Origin of the sequence: Ohtaekwangia kribbensis, assembly GCF_042676245.1 — a bacterium.
In the GTDB taxonomy this organism is placed as follows: Bacteria; Bacteroidota; Bacteroidia; order Cytophagales; family Cyclobacteriaceae; genus Ohtaekwangia; species Ohtaekwangia kribbensis.
On record NZ_JBHTKA010000004.1, the window covers coordinates 436,321 to 452,431 of the forward strand.

Here is a 16,111-nt window from a genome sequence, read left to right on the forward strand (position 1 = left end):
AACGCTTTGAGACTTTGTACTACCATCCTGTATGCCCTGCTTCTTTTTGTTTTTAGTATAAAAGCAAAAGGACAGTCGTCTGTGTTGAGCAGCGGGAAGTGGTATAAAGTAGCGGTCGAAAAAAATGGTGTATACAGAATTTCATACAACGATTTTAAGAAAATGGGTTTCGATGCCGGCTCTATCGACCCGCGCAAAATAAAGATATTCGGCAATGAAGGCGGTATGCTTCCGCAAGCCAATGCAGCATGGCGCCCGACTGATCTTACAGAGAATGCCATCTATGTTTACGGAGAAGAGGACGGTATATTTAACTCCGGAGACTATATACTCTGGTATGCCGAAGGACCCGACCTGGTGCAATACGATGTGCAGCGAAGTGTATTTCGATACGAAAGCAATTTATACAGCACCAAAAATTTTTACTTTGTTACCGTTGGTAATGAAAACGGTAAACGAGTAGCGTCAACAGCATCGGCAGCCGGCAGCTTCCCCACGATACAAACTTTCGATGATTATTTTTATCACGAGCTTGACAGTTACAACGAACTCGAATCAGGCAGAGAATGGTTTGAACGATTAACACTTGATCAGCAAAGTTATACCGCTGCCATAGCCGGTATTGTTGACAACTCATCAATCAAAGTAGTATCGGATGTTATGGGACAATCCACTAAAAGCTCATCGTTCCAGATGACCTGGAATAATACACCGATCCTTCAGCAAAGCATTGGCACCATTTCCGATTCACAATACGGCATAAAAGGTATTCACAACCGCGATACTATCTCTATTAATTCCTCCACGGTGAGTGCATCATCAACCTCCAGCCAGGAAATAAAATATACCTATACCAAAAGCGGAAGCGGCACGGGCTATCTGGATTTCTTCTTATTGAATGTAGAACGTAAGCTTGCCCTTTATGGCAGTCAGACTATATTTCGTTCGCGCGCCAGCTTAAACAACGCCACCTCTACATTTTCCATAGCAGATGCCAGCAACGTTACCATCTGGAATGTTACTGATCCGTATACTCCTGCAATACAACAATATACTCTTCAATCATCACAGGCTTCGTTTTCAATTGCTACGGAATCGTTAAAGGAATTTATCGTTTTCAACAATGATATACCGGCTCCACAATTAGTAGGCAGCCTATCAAACCAGAATCTTCATGGTATATCAACACCCAACCTGGTTATTGTAACACATCCTTCTTTTAAAGACGAAGTTATGAGACTTGCGGCCCATCGCGAGGGACATAGCGGCTGGACAACTGCAGTTGTAACTACTGATGAGGTCTACAATGAGTTTTCATCCGGCCGGCAGGATGTATCTGCTATACGTGATTTCGCAAGGCATCTTTACACTAAAAATCCGTCAGCATTAAAAGCATTGCTGTTGGTTGGTAAAGCATCGTATGACTATAAAGATCGTGTTACCAGCAACACAAACTATGTAGCTACATACGAGTCGCGTAATTCGCTTACACCGCTTGAGACATACTCGTCTGATGATTACTTCGGATTTCTGGAGAATGCCGATGGCAATTGGGGCGAAGGTATAATTCCGGAAAGTCACACACTCGAAATTGGTGTTGGGCGTTTACCTGTGAAAACTATAGATGAAGCCAAAGACGTTATCAATAAGATCATTGATTACGACACCAATAAGAAATCGTATGGCTCGTGGAGAAAGAACATTGTGTTTGTTGCTGATGACGGCAGCAACTCCGATTCTTATACTACGGCACACCAATCGCAAGCCAACACACTGGCTAATTCGCTTGAAGCTGCAACAGCAGGATTGAATACAAAGAAATTCTTCCTGGGAACCTATACAAAAACGGTAAAACCTAATGGGGAATCTATACCGGAAGCAACGAACGACATCATTGACAATTTCGATCGCGGAGCTTTGATCATTAATTATACCGGTCATGGTAATGAACGTGTCTGGGCCGATGAGCAGGTATTTACCAACTTTAACATTGATGAATTGGAGAATACGCGTTACCCATTCCTGGTAACAGCTACGTGTGAGTTTGGCCGGCAGGATGATCCTGCGCAAATATCCAGTGCAGAACTTAGTGTATTGCATGCTAACGGAGGCGCTATAGGTCTGGTAACAACTGCGCGTCCGGTATATTCATTCACCAATTTTGAATTGAACAAAGCATTTTACGAAGCACTGCTTGAAAAAGAATCCGGACAGTATCTGCCGATCGGAGAAATTTTTCGCAGAACAAAAAACAACAGCATCAGCGGTGTTGGCAATCGTAACTTTTCATTGCTGGGCGATCCATCACTTACCCTTGCTATACCTTCACTTTCAGTGCGGGTTACCGATATAAAAACAGCTTCCGGTTCTGATACTTTAAAAGCATTATCTGCTGCGATTATCAAAGGCGAGGTCATCCATGAAAATGGAAGTCGTGTAGAGGATTTTCAGGGTACACTGGAAGCAACGTTGTTTGATAAGCAGACTGAATTTGTAACGATCGGTAAAAACAATCCGGCCTTCCGCTACAACGAGTGGCACAACATTTTATACAGAGGAAAGGCATCGATAAAGAATGGTGAGTTCGAATTTCAGTTTATCGTTACCAAGAATATGGCGTACGAGATTGCTTCCGGCAAATTAAGTTTATATGCAGCAGACTCTGCAAAAACGCAGGATGCAGCCGGGGCTACATCTGACTTTAAAGTTGGCGGAAGCGAAAAAAATCCGGCAACCGATAACACCGCACCTGCTATAGCGCTTTACATGAATGATACAACGTTTATGAATGGCGGTATAGTTAGTCCGGATGCAACACTGTTGGCAAGATTACAGGATGCCAGTGGTATAAATGTTTCGGAATATGGCATTGGCAGCACGATGGTTGCTATACTGGATGACGATGAAGTATATGTAGTAAGTGATTATTATATAGCAGACGAAAATGATTTTACGAAAGGATGGTTAAACTTTCCTCTTCGTAACCTGGCTGCCGGTAAACATACTATTACGTTGAAAGTATGGGACACCTATAACAATCCGGCAGAGGCCCGTATTGATTTTACCGTAACCGATGGTGAAAACCTTGTCATTGAAAAGTTTGCGAACTACCCGAATCCGTTCCAAACCGAAACCACGCTATATTTTACCCATAACCGCGCAGGCGATGATCTGGAAGCAGAACTGGCAGTTTATACTTTAACCGGACAGTTATTAGCAACCTATTCATACACTATAGAAGAAAGTGCATATCTTGTGGAATTGGCGAAAATGGAAGGGAATGAAGACCTCCGCAAAAAACTTGTGCCCGGTTTATACTTAGCACGCGTGGCGGTTCGTTCCTTAACCAACAACTCCAAAAATGAACGGCTTACAAAGCTTATTGTTGTTAATTAATTATCTTTACAGCGCTTGAAAAATACATTAATGAATTTCAGAGTAACACCTGCCATTGTACTTGTGGCCTTTTCATGTCAGTTTGGATTTGCTCAGGTAACTAATCCGGATGAACTTATAGGACAGGACAACGCCATTACTACGGCCGTTCCTTTTCTTGCTATATCCCCTGATGCACGTCATGCGGCTCTTGGTGATGCCGGTGTAGCTACCTCACCTGATGCAAACTCTGCCTATTGGAACGCAGGGAAGCTGGCCTTCATTGATAAAAAATACGGTGGAACACTTTCCTATACCCCGTGGCTCGGCAAGATTGTAAACGATATGTGGGTTGGATATTTTTCCGGCTACTATAAAATCAACCGCGAACAGGCTATCGCTGCATCCATTAAGTATTTTGATTTGGGTGATATCACCTTCAATACTGGTCCTGGTCAGGGCGATATTATCGGTGAATTCAACCCACGCGAATTCGCGATTGATGTTACCTATTCGCGCATGCTTACCGAGAACTTCAGTATCGGTGGTTCCCTCCGCTATATACACTCTAACCTTACCGGTGCCTTCACGCAGATTGACGCGAAACCGGCAAACAGTGTTGCTGTAGATTTAGGGTTATACTATACCAAACCAATTCAGGGCGCTAAAAACTCTACACTCTCTATTGGTGCTGCTATATCAAACATCGGTGCAAAAATTACCTATACCGACAGCGAGAACAAGGATTTTATACCAACCAACCTTCGCCTGGGTACAGCCTATACAACTGAACTCGATCCGTATAACAAAATTACGTTCACGGTAGACTTCAATAAATTACTGGTACCCACCCCGCCTGTACGCGACCAGGACGGGAACATTATTGCCGGAAAAGATGATAAAGATAAATCGCTGCTGAGCGGTATATTCGGATCATTCTCGGATGCACCGGATGGATTCAGCGAAGAGATCAAAGAGATTATGACATCAGTAGGTGTTGAATACTGGTATAACGATCTGTTTGCTGCACGCCTCGGTTATTTCAACGAAGCGAAGACAAAAGGAAATCGTAAGTATATGACGATCGGGTTAGGCTTCCGTAAAGACCGTTTCGGTTTTGATGTAGCATACCTGGTACCTACCAATAAACGCGAACATCCGCTGGCAGAAACAATCCGTTTTACACTGTTGCTGAACATCAGCGAGACACAAACGGAGAAATCTGAATCCGTTACTGACTAATCGCGCATGATAGATCGCAGCATAGCTCCCTCCTTCACCAGGAGTACTGATTTTGAATTGATCAGACCAGAAGAACTTACGTTGCCAAATGGCGCGAAAGTTTTTTTTGTTTCTGGCGGTACCCAATCGGTTATTCGTGTTGAAATTATACTGAAGGCCGGGCGCTGGTTCGAGAGCGTGTGGGGCGCATCTCATTTTTCTTCACAGCTTCTGTCAAAAGGAACTTCCCGGAAAAGCAGTTTTGAAATTGCACAGATCTTCGATCAGTATGGTGCGCATTTTGAAATCAGTCCGGGGCTGGATATAGTATCTATCGCACTCTATACCCTGACTAAAAATTTACGACCAACACTGGCGCTGGTTCGCGAACTGCTGGAAGATTCTGTGTTCCCTGAAAAAGAATTAACGCAGTCCAGAAATATATACCTTCAGAACCTGAAAGTTAATAACGAGAAAACGAGCTTTCAGGCATCCAAACTTTTCCGCAAGAAACTGTTTGGCGAGAATCATCCGTATGGGAAAGAACTCGAAGCTGAAGATGTTACTGCGTTAACAACAGAGCAACTCAAGGAACACTATACTTCGCTCGGAAAAGATTTTACGTTGATTGTTTCAGGCAAAGTGGATGATGCCGGCAAGCAAAATATAATTGAAGCATTCAGCGCGCTTCCTCATCGGGTTGTATCTGAAAAACAGATATCGACTGATACCATTAATACATTACACGAGCGCATCAGCAAGAAAGGAAGTGTACAGTCTTCCATTCGCATGGGCCGCAAGGCTATAGCACGTTCGCATGCCGACTATGCATCCGTATTATTTCTCAGTCATATACTGGGCGGATACTTCGGCTCGCGCCTGATGAAGAACATTCGTGAAGACAAAGGATTATCGTATGGTATATATGCATCCCTGCATACCCTGCAGCACGACAACTATACTGTTATAGGAGCGGATGTAAACAACGAAAACCTTGATCTTACCTTTGAGGAGATTCGTAAAGAACTGAAACGCCTGCGCACAGAACTGATTGATGCCGAAGAGCTGGAAATAGCCCGCAATCATTTTATCGGGAGTCTGCAGGCTGAAATCACTACTCCTTTTGCACACGCTGACAAGATCAAAAATATATTCCTGTTTAACCTGTCGCAGGATTACTACCAGAAACTGATCAACACCATTGACGGTATACAAGGTGAAGAACTGATCGGCATCGCAGCCAAATACTTCGCAGAAGATTCGTTTATTGAAGTGGCTGTGGGCTAATATATAGCCGCTTCTGTATCAGGATCAGATTATCTCCGGTATTTCCAATTGAACGGTGGTGCCTCGGCCTACTTCTGATTCGATGTTGATGTTCCCGTTCAATTTATCAACAGCTTCCTTTACAATATATAGTCCTAAACCCGAGCCGGCACCATCATCGGTAGCGCGGTAAAACATTTTATAGATGTTGGGTAAATGTTCTTTCTCGATTCCTTTACCATTGTCTTCAATAGCCAGTTTAGCCAGATTCTGATTGATTGTTACCTGTACTTTTATAACCGGGTCTCTTCCGTTCCGATAGCGAATGGCATTTGAAATTATATTATTCAGAATAACTTTCAGTCTCCAGCGATCGCAGAAGAACGGGGCATCCTGCTGAATGTTGACAACACGCTCCACCGATTTACCGGTGCTCGTAGCAAACTTCAACTGGTTGAACGTCTCTTCAATAAGCGGCTCGAATTGTATAGGCTCGCGTTTCACTTCAAGGCGCGAGTTGCGCGACTGATCGAGTATCTCCTTAATGAAATGATCCTGCTGCAGGGCGCTCTTGTTGATCATGTCGAGATACATATCTTTCATCGCTACATCTTTATCAATGCGTGCGAGATTGATTAGTCCCAATACCGAAGCTATAGGAGCACGCAGATCATGCGAAACACTATATACAAAATTGTCCAGCTCGGTATTGCGTTTACTCAGCTCGTGGTTGGTGCGTTGTAATTTTTCTTCAGCAACCTTGCGCGTTCCAATTTCATCGTTCAATGCCTTTGTACGTTCCTGCACCATTTGCTCCAGGTTCTCATTAAACTCCTGCAACTGGTGCTGTGCATCCAGACGTTCTTTTACCGTTGCCGAAAGAATAATAGTAGATATACTGATAACCCCTATAAAGATCTGCAGCAACAGCATCGAGTTATCGGTACCGCTAAGTATAAAAGGACCGATACCGTGTACCGTAAAGTATATCGAGATGAGCGACACAATGAGTACACCGGCTATCGCCACAATTAACTCAAACCGAAACGCAAGCCATAATAAAAACGGAAGCGCTAATAAAGGCAGCGCCCGCTGCATGGTGATAGTAAGATAGTCTACCTGCAGCAACAGGTATATAGCAACAATACCCAGAAAGTAAATACCAACTTCAATAACCCGCGCTGGCGACAACGTTACTTTAATCTTGCGTGCTACGGAAAGAATAAAAGGTGTAAAGAGTAATATACCTACTACGTTCCCCACCCACCATGAAAACAGTATGCGCGTAATACTATCGGACGCTATAACATTATTAAAATATAGGCTGCCTGCACCAATGCTCGCCCCCGCCAGACACATAATAAGTGCGACAAACAAAAAGCGAAACGTATTTCGTGCATGCCTGAACGGGTAGGAATCTTTTATCCAGAGTTTAACCATATAATTGCCTGCCACCGCTTCAATTGTATTACCAATAGCAATCGCACTGCTTACAGTAATAATAGTCTGAGGTCCCAGTCCAGGATTATTCCAGTACGCCATGATGTTGGCAATAAGAGCACCAATCGTTATGCCGGGCCAGACCGATCTGCCCATGAGTATCACCAAAGCAAAGGCAATTCCTGACGGAGGCCATGCCGGCAAAGCAGACATGTTTTCGAAAGCAAGAAAATATCCGAGGCGGGCAAAGAGATAATATAGTATCGCGACACCTATGATTTTTAAATCCAGGCTGTATTTAAGCGGGAGTTTAAGGGTAGGCATTAATTCTCTCACAGTCAAACAAATATATACCGTAAAAATCTATTTCAAGCAATTCATGCAGAAGGAAACACCTTTCTGAAAGACAGAAGGACGCTTTTAAGGGTTGAAGTGACAGTAAAGGATATTGATCCGCTTAATTTATGCCATCAAACACGGGCTAAGCGTATAACAAACAGTGCATTAGTGTATATCCGTGTTATTTGCCGGCATCATTGATCGCCTGACAAGCTTTGCACTAACCAATGAATATTTATCTTCACGAAGTTTTTTAGACCTGCTATGGATCTTACTATCTTCTTCTCTCCGGTAAGTGAATCGCTGTATGCTGACATCACTTCGGCTTCCAGTTTTTTCAAAAATATATCTATATATGGCGATAAGATGCCCGACTATAAAGGTGCGCATGTTGCTATTATTGGCATAGGAGAAGAGCGAGGCTCACAGCTAAACAAAGGCACTGCCTCTGCACCTGATGTGGTGCGCAGAAAATTATATACACTCAAGCGTGGTACAGGAGCCTACCGTATAGTAGACCTCGGCAACTTAAAGCCCGGGCACGACCTGGAAGAAACCTATACGCGCATCAGCGAAGTTTGTCGCATGCTGCTGGAAAGCAACGTACTGCCTATCCTCATTGGTGGTTCTCACGACCTCGACTATGGCCAGTACTGCGGTTACGAAACGCTCGATAAACTGGTAAGTCTGCTGAACGTAGATGCATTCCTCGACCTGGAAGATAAAGAGCAAGGCCCGAGCAACCAACATATACATCGCATACTGCTGCACGAACCTAATTATCTTTTCAGCTACACGCACCTCGCGTATCAGAGTTATCTCATCGACCCGATGTCGGTGGCTATACTGGAGAAATTATACTTTGAAGCATTTCGTATCGGGCAGATGCGTACCAACATGCAGGAGATGGAACCTACCATCCGCAATGCAGATATGTTGTCGTTTGATGTTACGGCTATTCGCTCTTCCGATGCTCCGGGTAACGCCAACGCTCAACCCTTCGGCTTAACGGGTGAGGAAGCCTGCCAAATCTGCTGGTATGCAGGGCTCAATGAGAAACTGAGTTCACTCGGATTTTACGAGTATAATCCGGAGCAGGATGATGTTCACAAGAAAACAGCTTCCATTATTGCTACCATGATCTGGTATTTTATTGAAGGATACTATCATCGTAAGAATGAACAGAATTTCAGAAGCAATGATTTTCTCAAGTACTCGGTGTCTATGCCGGTAGATCCGGAAGTAATAACATTCTACAAAAGTAAATTAAGCGAGAAGTGGTGGATGGAGGTTCCGTATCCCAACGGACGTGAACGCTATGCACGCAACAGCATTGTTCCATGCAGTTACAACGACTACCAGGCGGCCATTCGCGGTGAAGTTCCGGAGCGCTACATCAGCACACTTGCCAAACTGATTTAAAATTTCTTTGCTGTAGCGCTTTGCTACATTTGCCTATGAAACTTCTTGATATTGTCATACTCTCGCTCGCAGTGGGCTTTCTCATTATTGGTATACACCAGGTCATGGTGCTGGGGCTTGGCCAGGCGTATTGGGCGCTGATGTTAACGCTTGTGCTCTTCTTTGTTTTTACGTTACGTAAACGGGGTAAGAACTGAATTTTTTATCGTCAACAATCCCCCGCAGTTAACGTTTGCAGAAATTGTTCACAGGCTCCAAAAAAAGCTGCTTTTAGGTCGCTTAAATTTCTGCTTTTCAGTGCGCTTCATACGATTTTTCGGATTTTTAAGAACGATGTTTTTCTAATACGCAGAACGGGTTAAATTTGCGGCTCTTTAAAAATTACTTATGGCATTTATTGGAACATTGCGCAGCAAGATGGGCACCTGGGTGGTGATCTTTGTATTTGTTGCGATTGCTGCATTTATTCTGGGCGATATCTTCAGTGGTAAATCAAACATCATGAACTGGGGACGGAACTCAGTCGGTGAAATCGGAGGTAAAGAAATTTCTTACGATGAATACCAGGCTGTAATCCGTGAACGTGAAGCGAACTGGTTTTTAAATACTGGCCGCGAACCTGGCGAACGTGATATGCCTTCTATCCGCCAGCAGGCCTGGGATCTTCTCATTGCCCGCCACGCGATTCAACCTCAAATTGAAGATGCGGGTGTAGAAGTTACCGAAGATGAAGTGTGGGATATGGTGCAAGGTAAAAATGTTGATCAGGGTGTGCGCCAGGCTTTCACCAATCAGCAGACCGGACAGTTCGAGCCAGATAAAGTTGTGGCTTACCTGAAACAGATCCAGTCAATGCCTGAAACTTCTGAACCACGCATTCGCTGGGAATTATTTCAGCGCGACCTGAAGCCGGGCCGTGAGCGTATCAAGTATGAAAACCTGCTTATCAAATCGGCATACGTAACCAAAGCAGAAGCTGAACGCGAATATCATTTAGCTACTGATGTTGCTGAAATAAAATATCTCTACGTTCCTTACTACGCCATTAGTGATTCTTCGGTGCAGATTACCGATGCTGACTACGAAGCATACTATAACAAGAACAAAGAAAAATTCAAGACAGACGCTACACGCGACATCAAGTATATCAGCGTACCGGTTATACCTTCTGCTGACGACTCTGCAGCCGTGAATGATGATCTGAAAAGAGCTGTTGAAGAATTTAAATCTTCAAGCGAAGATTCAGTGTACGCAAGCAACAACACCGAAGGACAAACTCCATTTCTGAAATATACTCCTGCATCGTTGCCTTCTTTCATTTCTGAAAGCGACCTCGTAGAAGGAAATGTTATCGGTCCGGTGCTCGATGGAGAAACATACAAGGTTGTAAAAGTTTCAAAAGTATTTAACGATACGATCTATAGCGCCCGTGCAAAACATATACTGATCAAGTGGGCAGATGCCAGTGACGCAGCCAAAGCTGAAGCAAAAGAAAAAGCACGTAACATTCTGAAAGACATTAAAGGCGGAGCTTCTTTCGAAGCGAAGGCCCGCGAATTCGGAACAGACGGAACAGCATCGCGTGGTGGTGACCTCGGCTGGTTCAGCAGCGGACAAATGGTGAAGCCTTTCCAGGATGCCGTATTCGGTGCATCAAAAGCTGGTGTATTGAACGATGTTGTTGAAACTGAATTCGGATACCACATCATTGAAGTTAGTAATGCAAAAACCAACAAAGCCTATAACCTGGCAATCGTAGAACGTCAGATTGTTCCAAGCGATGCTACTACTAACGAAGCGTTCCGCAAAGCAGAAACTTTTGCGGCCGGTATATCCGATGTAAAAGAATTCGAAGCGAAAGCACAGCAGTCTGGTCTTATCGTGCAGGAAGCAAAGAGCATCAGCGCTGGTGACAGACGCATCGGTACATTAGGGGAAGCCCGCCAGATTGTAATGTGGTTATTCCGCGATGCATCTACTGGTAAAATTTCACAGGTATATGATCTTCAGGATCAAAACGTAGTAGCGATCATGACAGGTGAAGTAAAGAAAGGTTACAAGCCACTTGAACTGGTGAAAGAAGAAATTACACCTGCTGTTCGTAACGAAGTAAAAAGCAGAACCATTATCGAGAAGCTGAACGGCTTGAAAGGTACAACACTCGAAGAAGTAGCAAGCGGTTTTGGCAGTGATGCTAATGTATATACCAGCAGCGATCTTCGCCTGAGCAGCAACTCTCTGCCAACAGTAGGTTTCGATCCGCAGGCAGTAGGTACAGCGTTCTCATTAGAGAATGGCAAACGCTCTAAGCCGGTAGCCGGTGATAACGGTGTTGTGATTGTAGAACTTCAGAGCAAGACAATTGCTCCTGCTATAGCAGACTACAGCAACTACAAAACACAACTTGAACAAAACAGTCAGAACAGAAGCAGCTTCAGCATTGCAGAAGCGATCAAAGAGAAATCAGAGATTGAAGACAAGCGCTACAAGTTTTTCTAAGCTATAATTAACTTTTAAACGGCCACGCCCTGACCGCAACGTCAGGGCGTTGCTTTTTACGCATGGATCAGAATTGGCTCAATAACTTCCGCGAAAAACTCGACCAGCATCATGTTTGGCCATCGCTATACATGTTCAAATTTATTGTGCCTACCGGTAAAGAAAACGAAGTCAAGCAACTGTTCCCGAACCATACCATTACCGAAAAGCTTTCGAACAAGGGTAACTATACCAGCATCACCATTCAGATGATGATGCCCTCCGCAGAAGCCGTTATAGAAATTTACGTGCGTGCCTCCAAGATAGAAGGTATAGTAGCGCTTTAGCGAATCCATCCTATATACCAAAGCCCTCAGGCTTTCATCCACTCCTGTCATATTTACCAGCGTTGATAAAAATCATACGGCAGCGAATCAGGTAAAATTTGTAAACTGGGATTTGAATCATATGTCATGAAAAAAATCCTGATCTCCTCTCTCCTGCTGAGTTTTACTATAGCAGCATTTTCACAGCGCACACTCAACCCATCGGATGTATATAAAATAAAATCGGTATCCGATCCTCAACTATCACCCGAAGGCAAATGGGTTGCTTATGTACTCTCCACACCTGATTCCGCCAAGGACAAATATGACAGCGACATCTGGATGATTAACTGGGAGGGCACTGAATCAATACGATTAACAGCAAGTGCCGAAGGCGAGAACAGACCTCGCTGGTCACCCGATGGTAAATATTTAACCTTTCTCTCTTCACGGTATGAAACCAAAGCTTCGCAGATATGGAAGCTTGACCGGAGAGGAGGTGAAGCTGTAAAACTTACCGAATTGAAATACGGCATCAGCGACTATGTATGGAGTCCTGATTCAAAGAAGATCGTAGTGATCATTAAAGACCAGGAGTCGATCGATGATAAAGACAAAAAGAAAACCACACCGCCTGTTGTTATAGATCGCTATCATTTCAAAAGCGATGGCGATGGCTACCTTGAACACAAGCGTGATCATTTATACCTCTTCGATGTAGAGACTAAAAAACTCGATACACTTACCACGGGCGATTTTGATGAGGGAACTCCGGTCTGGTCGCCCGACAGTAAATATATAGCGTTCGCGAGTAATCGCTCAGCGGATGCAGATCGTAACGCGAACACCGACATCTGGATTATCGAAGCAAAGAAGGGCGCTAAGCCTCGCCAGCTCACCACCTGGAAAGGTGCCGACACCAATCCATCGTGGAGTCCGGATGGAAAATATATAGCTTATATACAGTCGCGGCTGGAGTCGTTCAATATATACGATCAGCCCTATCTGGCACTTATACCTGCGCAAGGTGGACAACCTGTTTTGCTTTCACAAAAAATTGATCGCGATATAGCAGCACCGCGCTGGTCTGCCGATAGCAAATATATCTATACCACTATACAGGACGATCGCACCAGTCACATCATATCATTCGATCTCGCAGGCAATCATAAAGCTGTTACTACCGGTGAGCAGGTATTCTTCCCTGTACAGGGAGGCACACAAAATCGTTGGGTTGCTATAGCGAGTGACGCACAAACACCCAATGAAATTTACACCCTCGACAACGGAAGCAAGAAAAGATTAACCTATATACACGATGATTTTCTAAAGCAGGTAAAACTCGCCACCGTAAAAGGCTTTAACTCTACCAGTAAAGATGGCACCGTTGTAGGCGGCATATTATACTGGCCTGCCGGTAAACCAACAAACGAAAAATTACCGCTTATACTCTGGATACATGGCGGACCAACTTCGCAGGATGACTATGCATTCGATCTCACGTCACAAATACTTGCAGCAAAAGGTTATGCTGTCGCCAATGTGAACTATCGCGGCAGCAGTGGTAAAGGCATGGCTTTCAGTAAAGCTATATTTGCCGATTGGGGCAATAAAGAAGTAATGGATTTACTCGGAGCCGTTGATCACCTGGTAAAGATTGGTGCTGCCGATCCTAACCGGCTCGGTATAGGAGGCTGGAGTTATGGTGGTATATTAACCGACTACACTACAGCAACCGATCCGCGCTTTAAAGCAGCATCCAGTGGTGCAGGCAGTGCCCTGCAGTTATCCATGTATGGATCGGATCAGTATACTTTGCAGTATGAGACAGAGTTAGGTGTACCCTGGAAAAATGCTGACAAGTGGATGAAGGTTTCCTATCCGTTTTTTAAAGCTGATAAGATTAAGACACCAACGCTCTATATGGTGGGTGAAAAAGATTTCAACGTACCGGCTGCAGGCAGCGAGCAAATGTACCAGGCGCTGAAAACATTAGGCGTACCAACACAATTTGTTGTATACCCGGGGCAGTTTCATGGCATTACTGTACCAAGCTATCAGAAAGACCGGTTGATCCGCTGGACAGCCTGGTACGACAAGTATATAGGTGATCCGCTGAATCAAACCTTGCCACCCAAAAAATAATGCTTACCTTTTTGCCAGGTTGAGTAAACTTAAACAGGAAGTGTTATGGAATGGAAACTTGAAAACAATAAACTGAAGAAGACCTTTACGTTTAAAGATTTCTCAGAGGCATTTGCATTCATGACTCGGGTGGCATTGGCTGCCGAAAAGATGAACCATCACCCGACATGGACAAACACCTGGAATACAGTTAGCATCGAACTCTCCACACATGATGCAGGCGATACCGTAACAGATCGCGATCATAAACTGGCAAAGTCAATTGATGCATTAACGCCCTAGATTTTTTAACCTGCGCTATATATTTACAGATTCATAGAACTACAGGCCCGGTATAGCCGGGCCTATATTAATGATCATGTCTTTACCATCACTATACATTGTACCCACTCCTATCGGTAACCTGGCCGACATTACACTGCGCGCACTGGAAGTTCTCAAATCGGTTGATCTTATCCTGGCGGAAGATACACGTACATCCGGGTTTCTGCTAAAGCACTATACCATTAGTAAACCGTTGCAGAGCTTTCATAATTTCAACGAGCATAAAATTCTGGCGAGTCTCATTGAGCGCATGGAGAAAGGCGAAGTAATGGCGCTTGTGTCTGATGCAGGTACACCGGGTATTTCTGATCCCGGCTTTCTGATTATACGCGCTGCACTGCAGGCAAATTTAAAAGTTGAATGTTTACCAGGACCTACCGCGTTTGTACCGGCATTGGTAAAATCAGGATTACCATCGGATCGATTTGTGTTCGAAGGATTTCTTCCGCAGAAAAAAGGAAGACAAACTTTATTAAAACAACTGGCCGAGGAAGAACGCACCATGATCTTCTATGAGTCACCCTATCGCCTGGTAAAAACACTGGAGCAATTCAAAGAGTATCTCGGAGCTGACCGGAAAGCATCGGTGTCGCGCGAGCTCACCAAGATGTTTGAAGAGACTGTGAACGGAACAATCGAAGAAATATTGACACACTTTCAGGCCAAGGAAGTAAAGGGAGAAATTGTAATTGTTGTAGCTGGCAAAGAAAGCTAGTAACGTAATACGTGCTAGCTACCGGACATCATCTGTCCGTACGCATTATGAAGTACTAATAACTTCTGTTACCGGAAATTAATATCCATAACCGGAAAGTATATTTCGCGTTCCATACTTATATTCACCATCTTAAACTCAAACAACCATGCATGCGATAAACCTCGAAAGCATTCAACGGGATGTGTTCTCTATTTGTGAAGAAGTCGGAGAATTTATTCGAAAAGAAGGAGCTGATTTTGATCTTACACGAATTGAACAAAAGACAAGTTTTAATAACCTGGTGTCTTATGTAGATAAAGAAGCAGAGCGCAGATTAGTAACAGCGCTTACCAAAATATTTCCACAGGCAGGTTTTATTACCGAAGAAGGAACGGTTGAACAATCTAAAAACAGTGAGTATAACTGGGTAATCGATCCGCTGGACGGCACCACTAATTTTCTGCACGGGCTTCCCATCTTTGCTATCAGCATTGGGTTAACACGCAACGACCAAACTATTCTCGGAGATGTATACCACATCATGCGCAAAGAATGTTTTCACGCCATTGAAGGCGGCCCTGCGTATTGCAACGACAGAGTAATTAAAGTATCGGCAGTGCCAACACTAAGTGAAAGTCTGCTGGCTACCGGCTTCCCATACTATCATTCTGAAAAGAAAGATGTATACCTCGAAATCATCAAAGAATTTCTGGAGAAGTCGCACGGTATACGAAGACTCGGCAGTGCTGCAATAGATCTTGCCTACGTTGCCTGTGGAAGGCTCGAAGGATTTTTTGAGTATAACCTCAATGCATGGGATGTAGCAGCCGGTACATTTATCGTACAGCAAGCCGGTGGTAAAGTAACCGATTTCAAAGGTGGCAACAATTTTGTTTTTGGCGGAGAGCTTTGTGCCGGCAACAATTTTGTGCAGGGCGAAATGCTCAACCTGATCCGATCAAAATGGCATTGATATAGTTGATCGCATTGATCAATATACACTATATATAGCTGGTGTGTCATCTATCTTTTGCACGACACACCAGCTCTCTTCTACAAACACTCATTAATCAATTAT

The 16,111-nt window shown here is 44.0% G+C and carries 12 protein-coding genes; 11 read left to right on the forward strand and 1 reads right to left on the reverse strand.

Annotated elements, in window-relative coordinates:
• Positions 1-6: 6 nt before the first annotated feature.
• From porU to ACFQ21_RS15070, 3 genes are read left to right on the forward strand one after another with little or no spacing between them, the layout of a single operon-like run.
• Positions 7-3,396, forward strand: a complete 3,390-nt coding sequence (porU, locus tag ACFQ21_RS15060) for a type IX secretion system sortase PorU (protein WP_377580094.1) — start codon at positions 7-9, stop codon at positions 3,394-3,396.
• 30 nt (positions 3,397-3,426) lie between these two features.
• Entirely contained in the window at positions 3,427-4,617 is a 1,191-nt protein-coding gene (gene porV, locus ACFQ21_RS15065) for a type IX secretion system outer membrane channel protein PorV (protein ID WP_377580095.1), read from the forward strand.
• Between the two features lie 6 nt (positions 4,618-4,623).
• Complete coding sequence (locus ACFQ21_RS15070; RefSeq protein ID WP_377580096.1) at positions 4,624-5,883, forward strand: M16 family metallopeptidase; 1,260 nt, start codon at positions 4,624-4,626, stop codon at positions 5,881-5,883.
• Positions 5,884-5,907: 24 nt separating this feature from the next.
• Here the strand turns inward: ACFQ21_RS15070 and ACFQ21_RS15075 are convergent, their stop codons facing one another.
• A complete protein-coding gene (locus tag ACFQ21_RS15075) occupies positions 5,908-7,638 on the reverse strand; it encodes an MASE1 domain-containing protein (protein ID WP_377580097.1) in 1,731 nt (576 codons plus the stop codon).
• A 267-nt stretch (positions 7,639-7,905) separates the two neighbouring features.
• Here ACFQ21_RS15075 and ACFQ21_RS15080 point away from each other — a divergent pair, with 267 nt between their 5' ends.
• From ACFQ21_RS15080 to ACFQ21_RS15115, 8 genes are all read left to right on the forward strand, one after another.
• Entirely contained in the window at positions 7,906-9,063 is a 1,158-nt protein-coding gene (locus ACFQ21_RS15080; RefSeq protein WP_377580098.1) for a formimidoylglutamase, read from the forward strand.
• Between the two features lie 35 nt (positions 9,064-9,098).
• Positions 9,099-9,260: a hypothetical protein gene (locus ACFQ21_RS15085; protein WP_377580099.1), complete on the forward strand. Its 162-nt coding sequence runs from the start codon at positions 9,099-9,101 to the stop codon at positions 9,258-9,260.
• Positions 9,261-9,450: 190 nt separating this feature from the next.
• Entirely contained in the window at positions 9,451-11,562 is a 2,112-nt protein-coding gene (locus ACFQ21_RS15090) for a SurA N-terminal domain-containing protein (protein WP_377580100.1), read from the forward strand.
• A gap of 62 nt (positions 11,563-11,624) precedes the next feature.
• Complete coding sequence (locus ACFQ21_RS15095; RefSeq protein ID WP_377580101.1) at positions 11,625-11,888, forward strand: DUF493 family protein; 264 nt, start codon at positions 11,625-11,627, stop codon at positions 11,886-11,888.
• Positions 11,889-12,014: 126 nt separating this feature from the next.
• A complete protein-coding gene (locus ACFQ21_RS15100) occupies positions 12,015-14,012 on the forward strand; it encodes a S9 family peptidase (protein WP_377580102.1) in 1,998 nt (665 codons plus the stop codon).
• Positions 14,013-14,057: 45 nt separating this feature from the next.
• Positions 14,058-14,294: a 4a-hydroxytetrahydrobiopterin dehydratase gene (locus ACFQ21_RS15105; protein WP_377580103.1), complete on the forward strand. Its 237-nt coding sequence runs from the start codon at positions 14,058-14,060 to the stop codon at positions 14,292-14,294.
• Between the two features lie 76 nt (positions 14,295-14,370).
• Positions 14,371-15,051 (forward strand): 16S rRNA (cytidine(1402)-2'-O)-methyltransferase, encoded by a 681-nt coding sequence (rsmI, locus tag ACFQ21_RS15110; protein WP_377580104.1) that lies wholly within the window; start codon positions 14,371-14,373, stop codon positions 15,049-15,051.
• 148 nt (positions 15,052-15,199) lie between these two features.
• Positions 15,200-16,006, forward strand: coding sequence for an inositol monophosphatase family protein (locus tag ACFQ21_RS15115; protein ID WP_377580105.1), 807 nt, complete (start codon positions 15,200-15,202; stop codon positions 16,004-16,006).
• Positions 16,007-16,111: the final 105 nt, after the last annotated feature.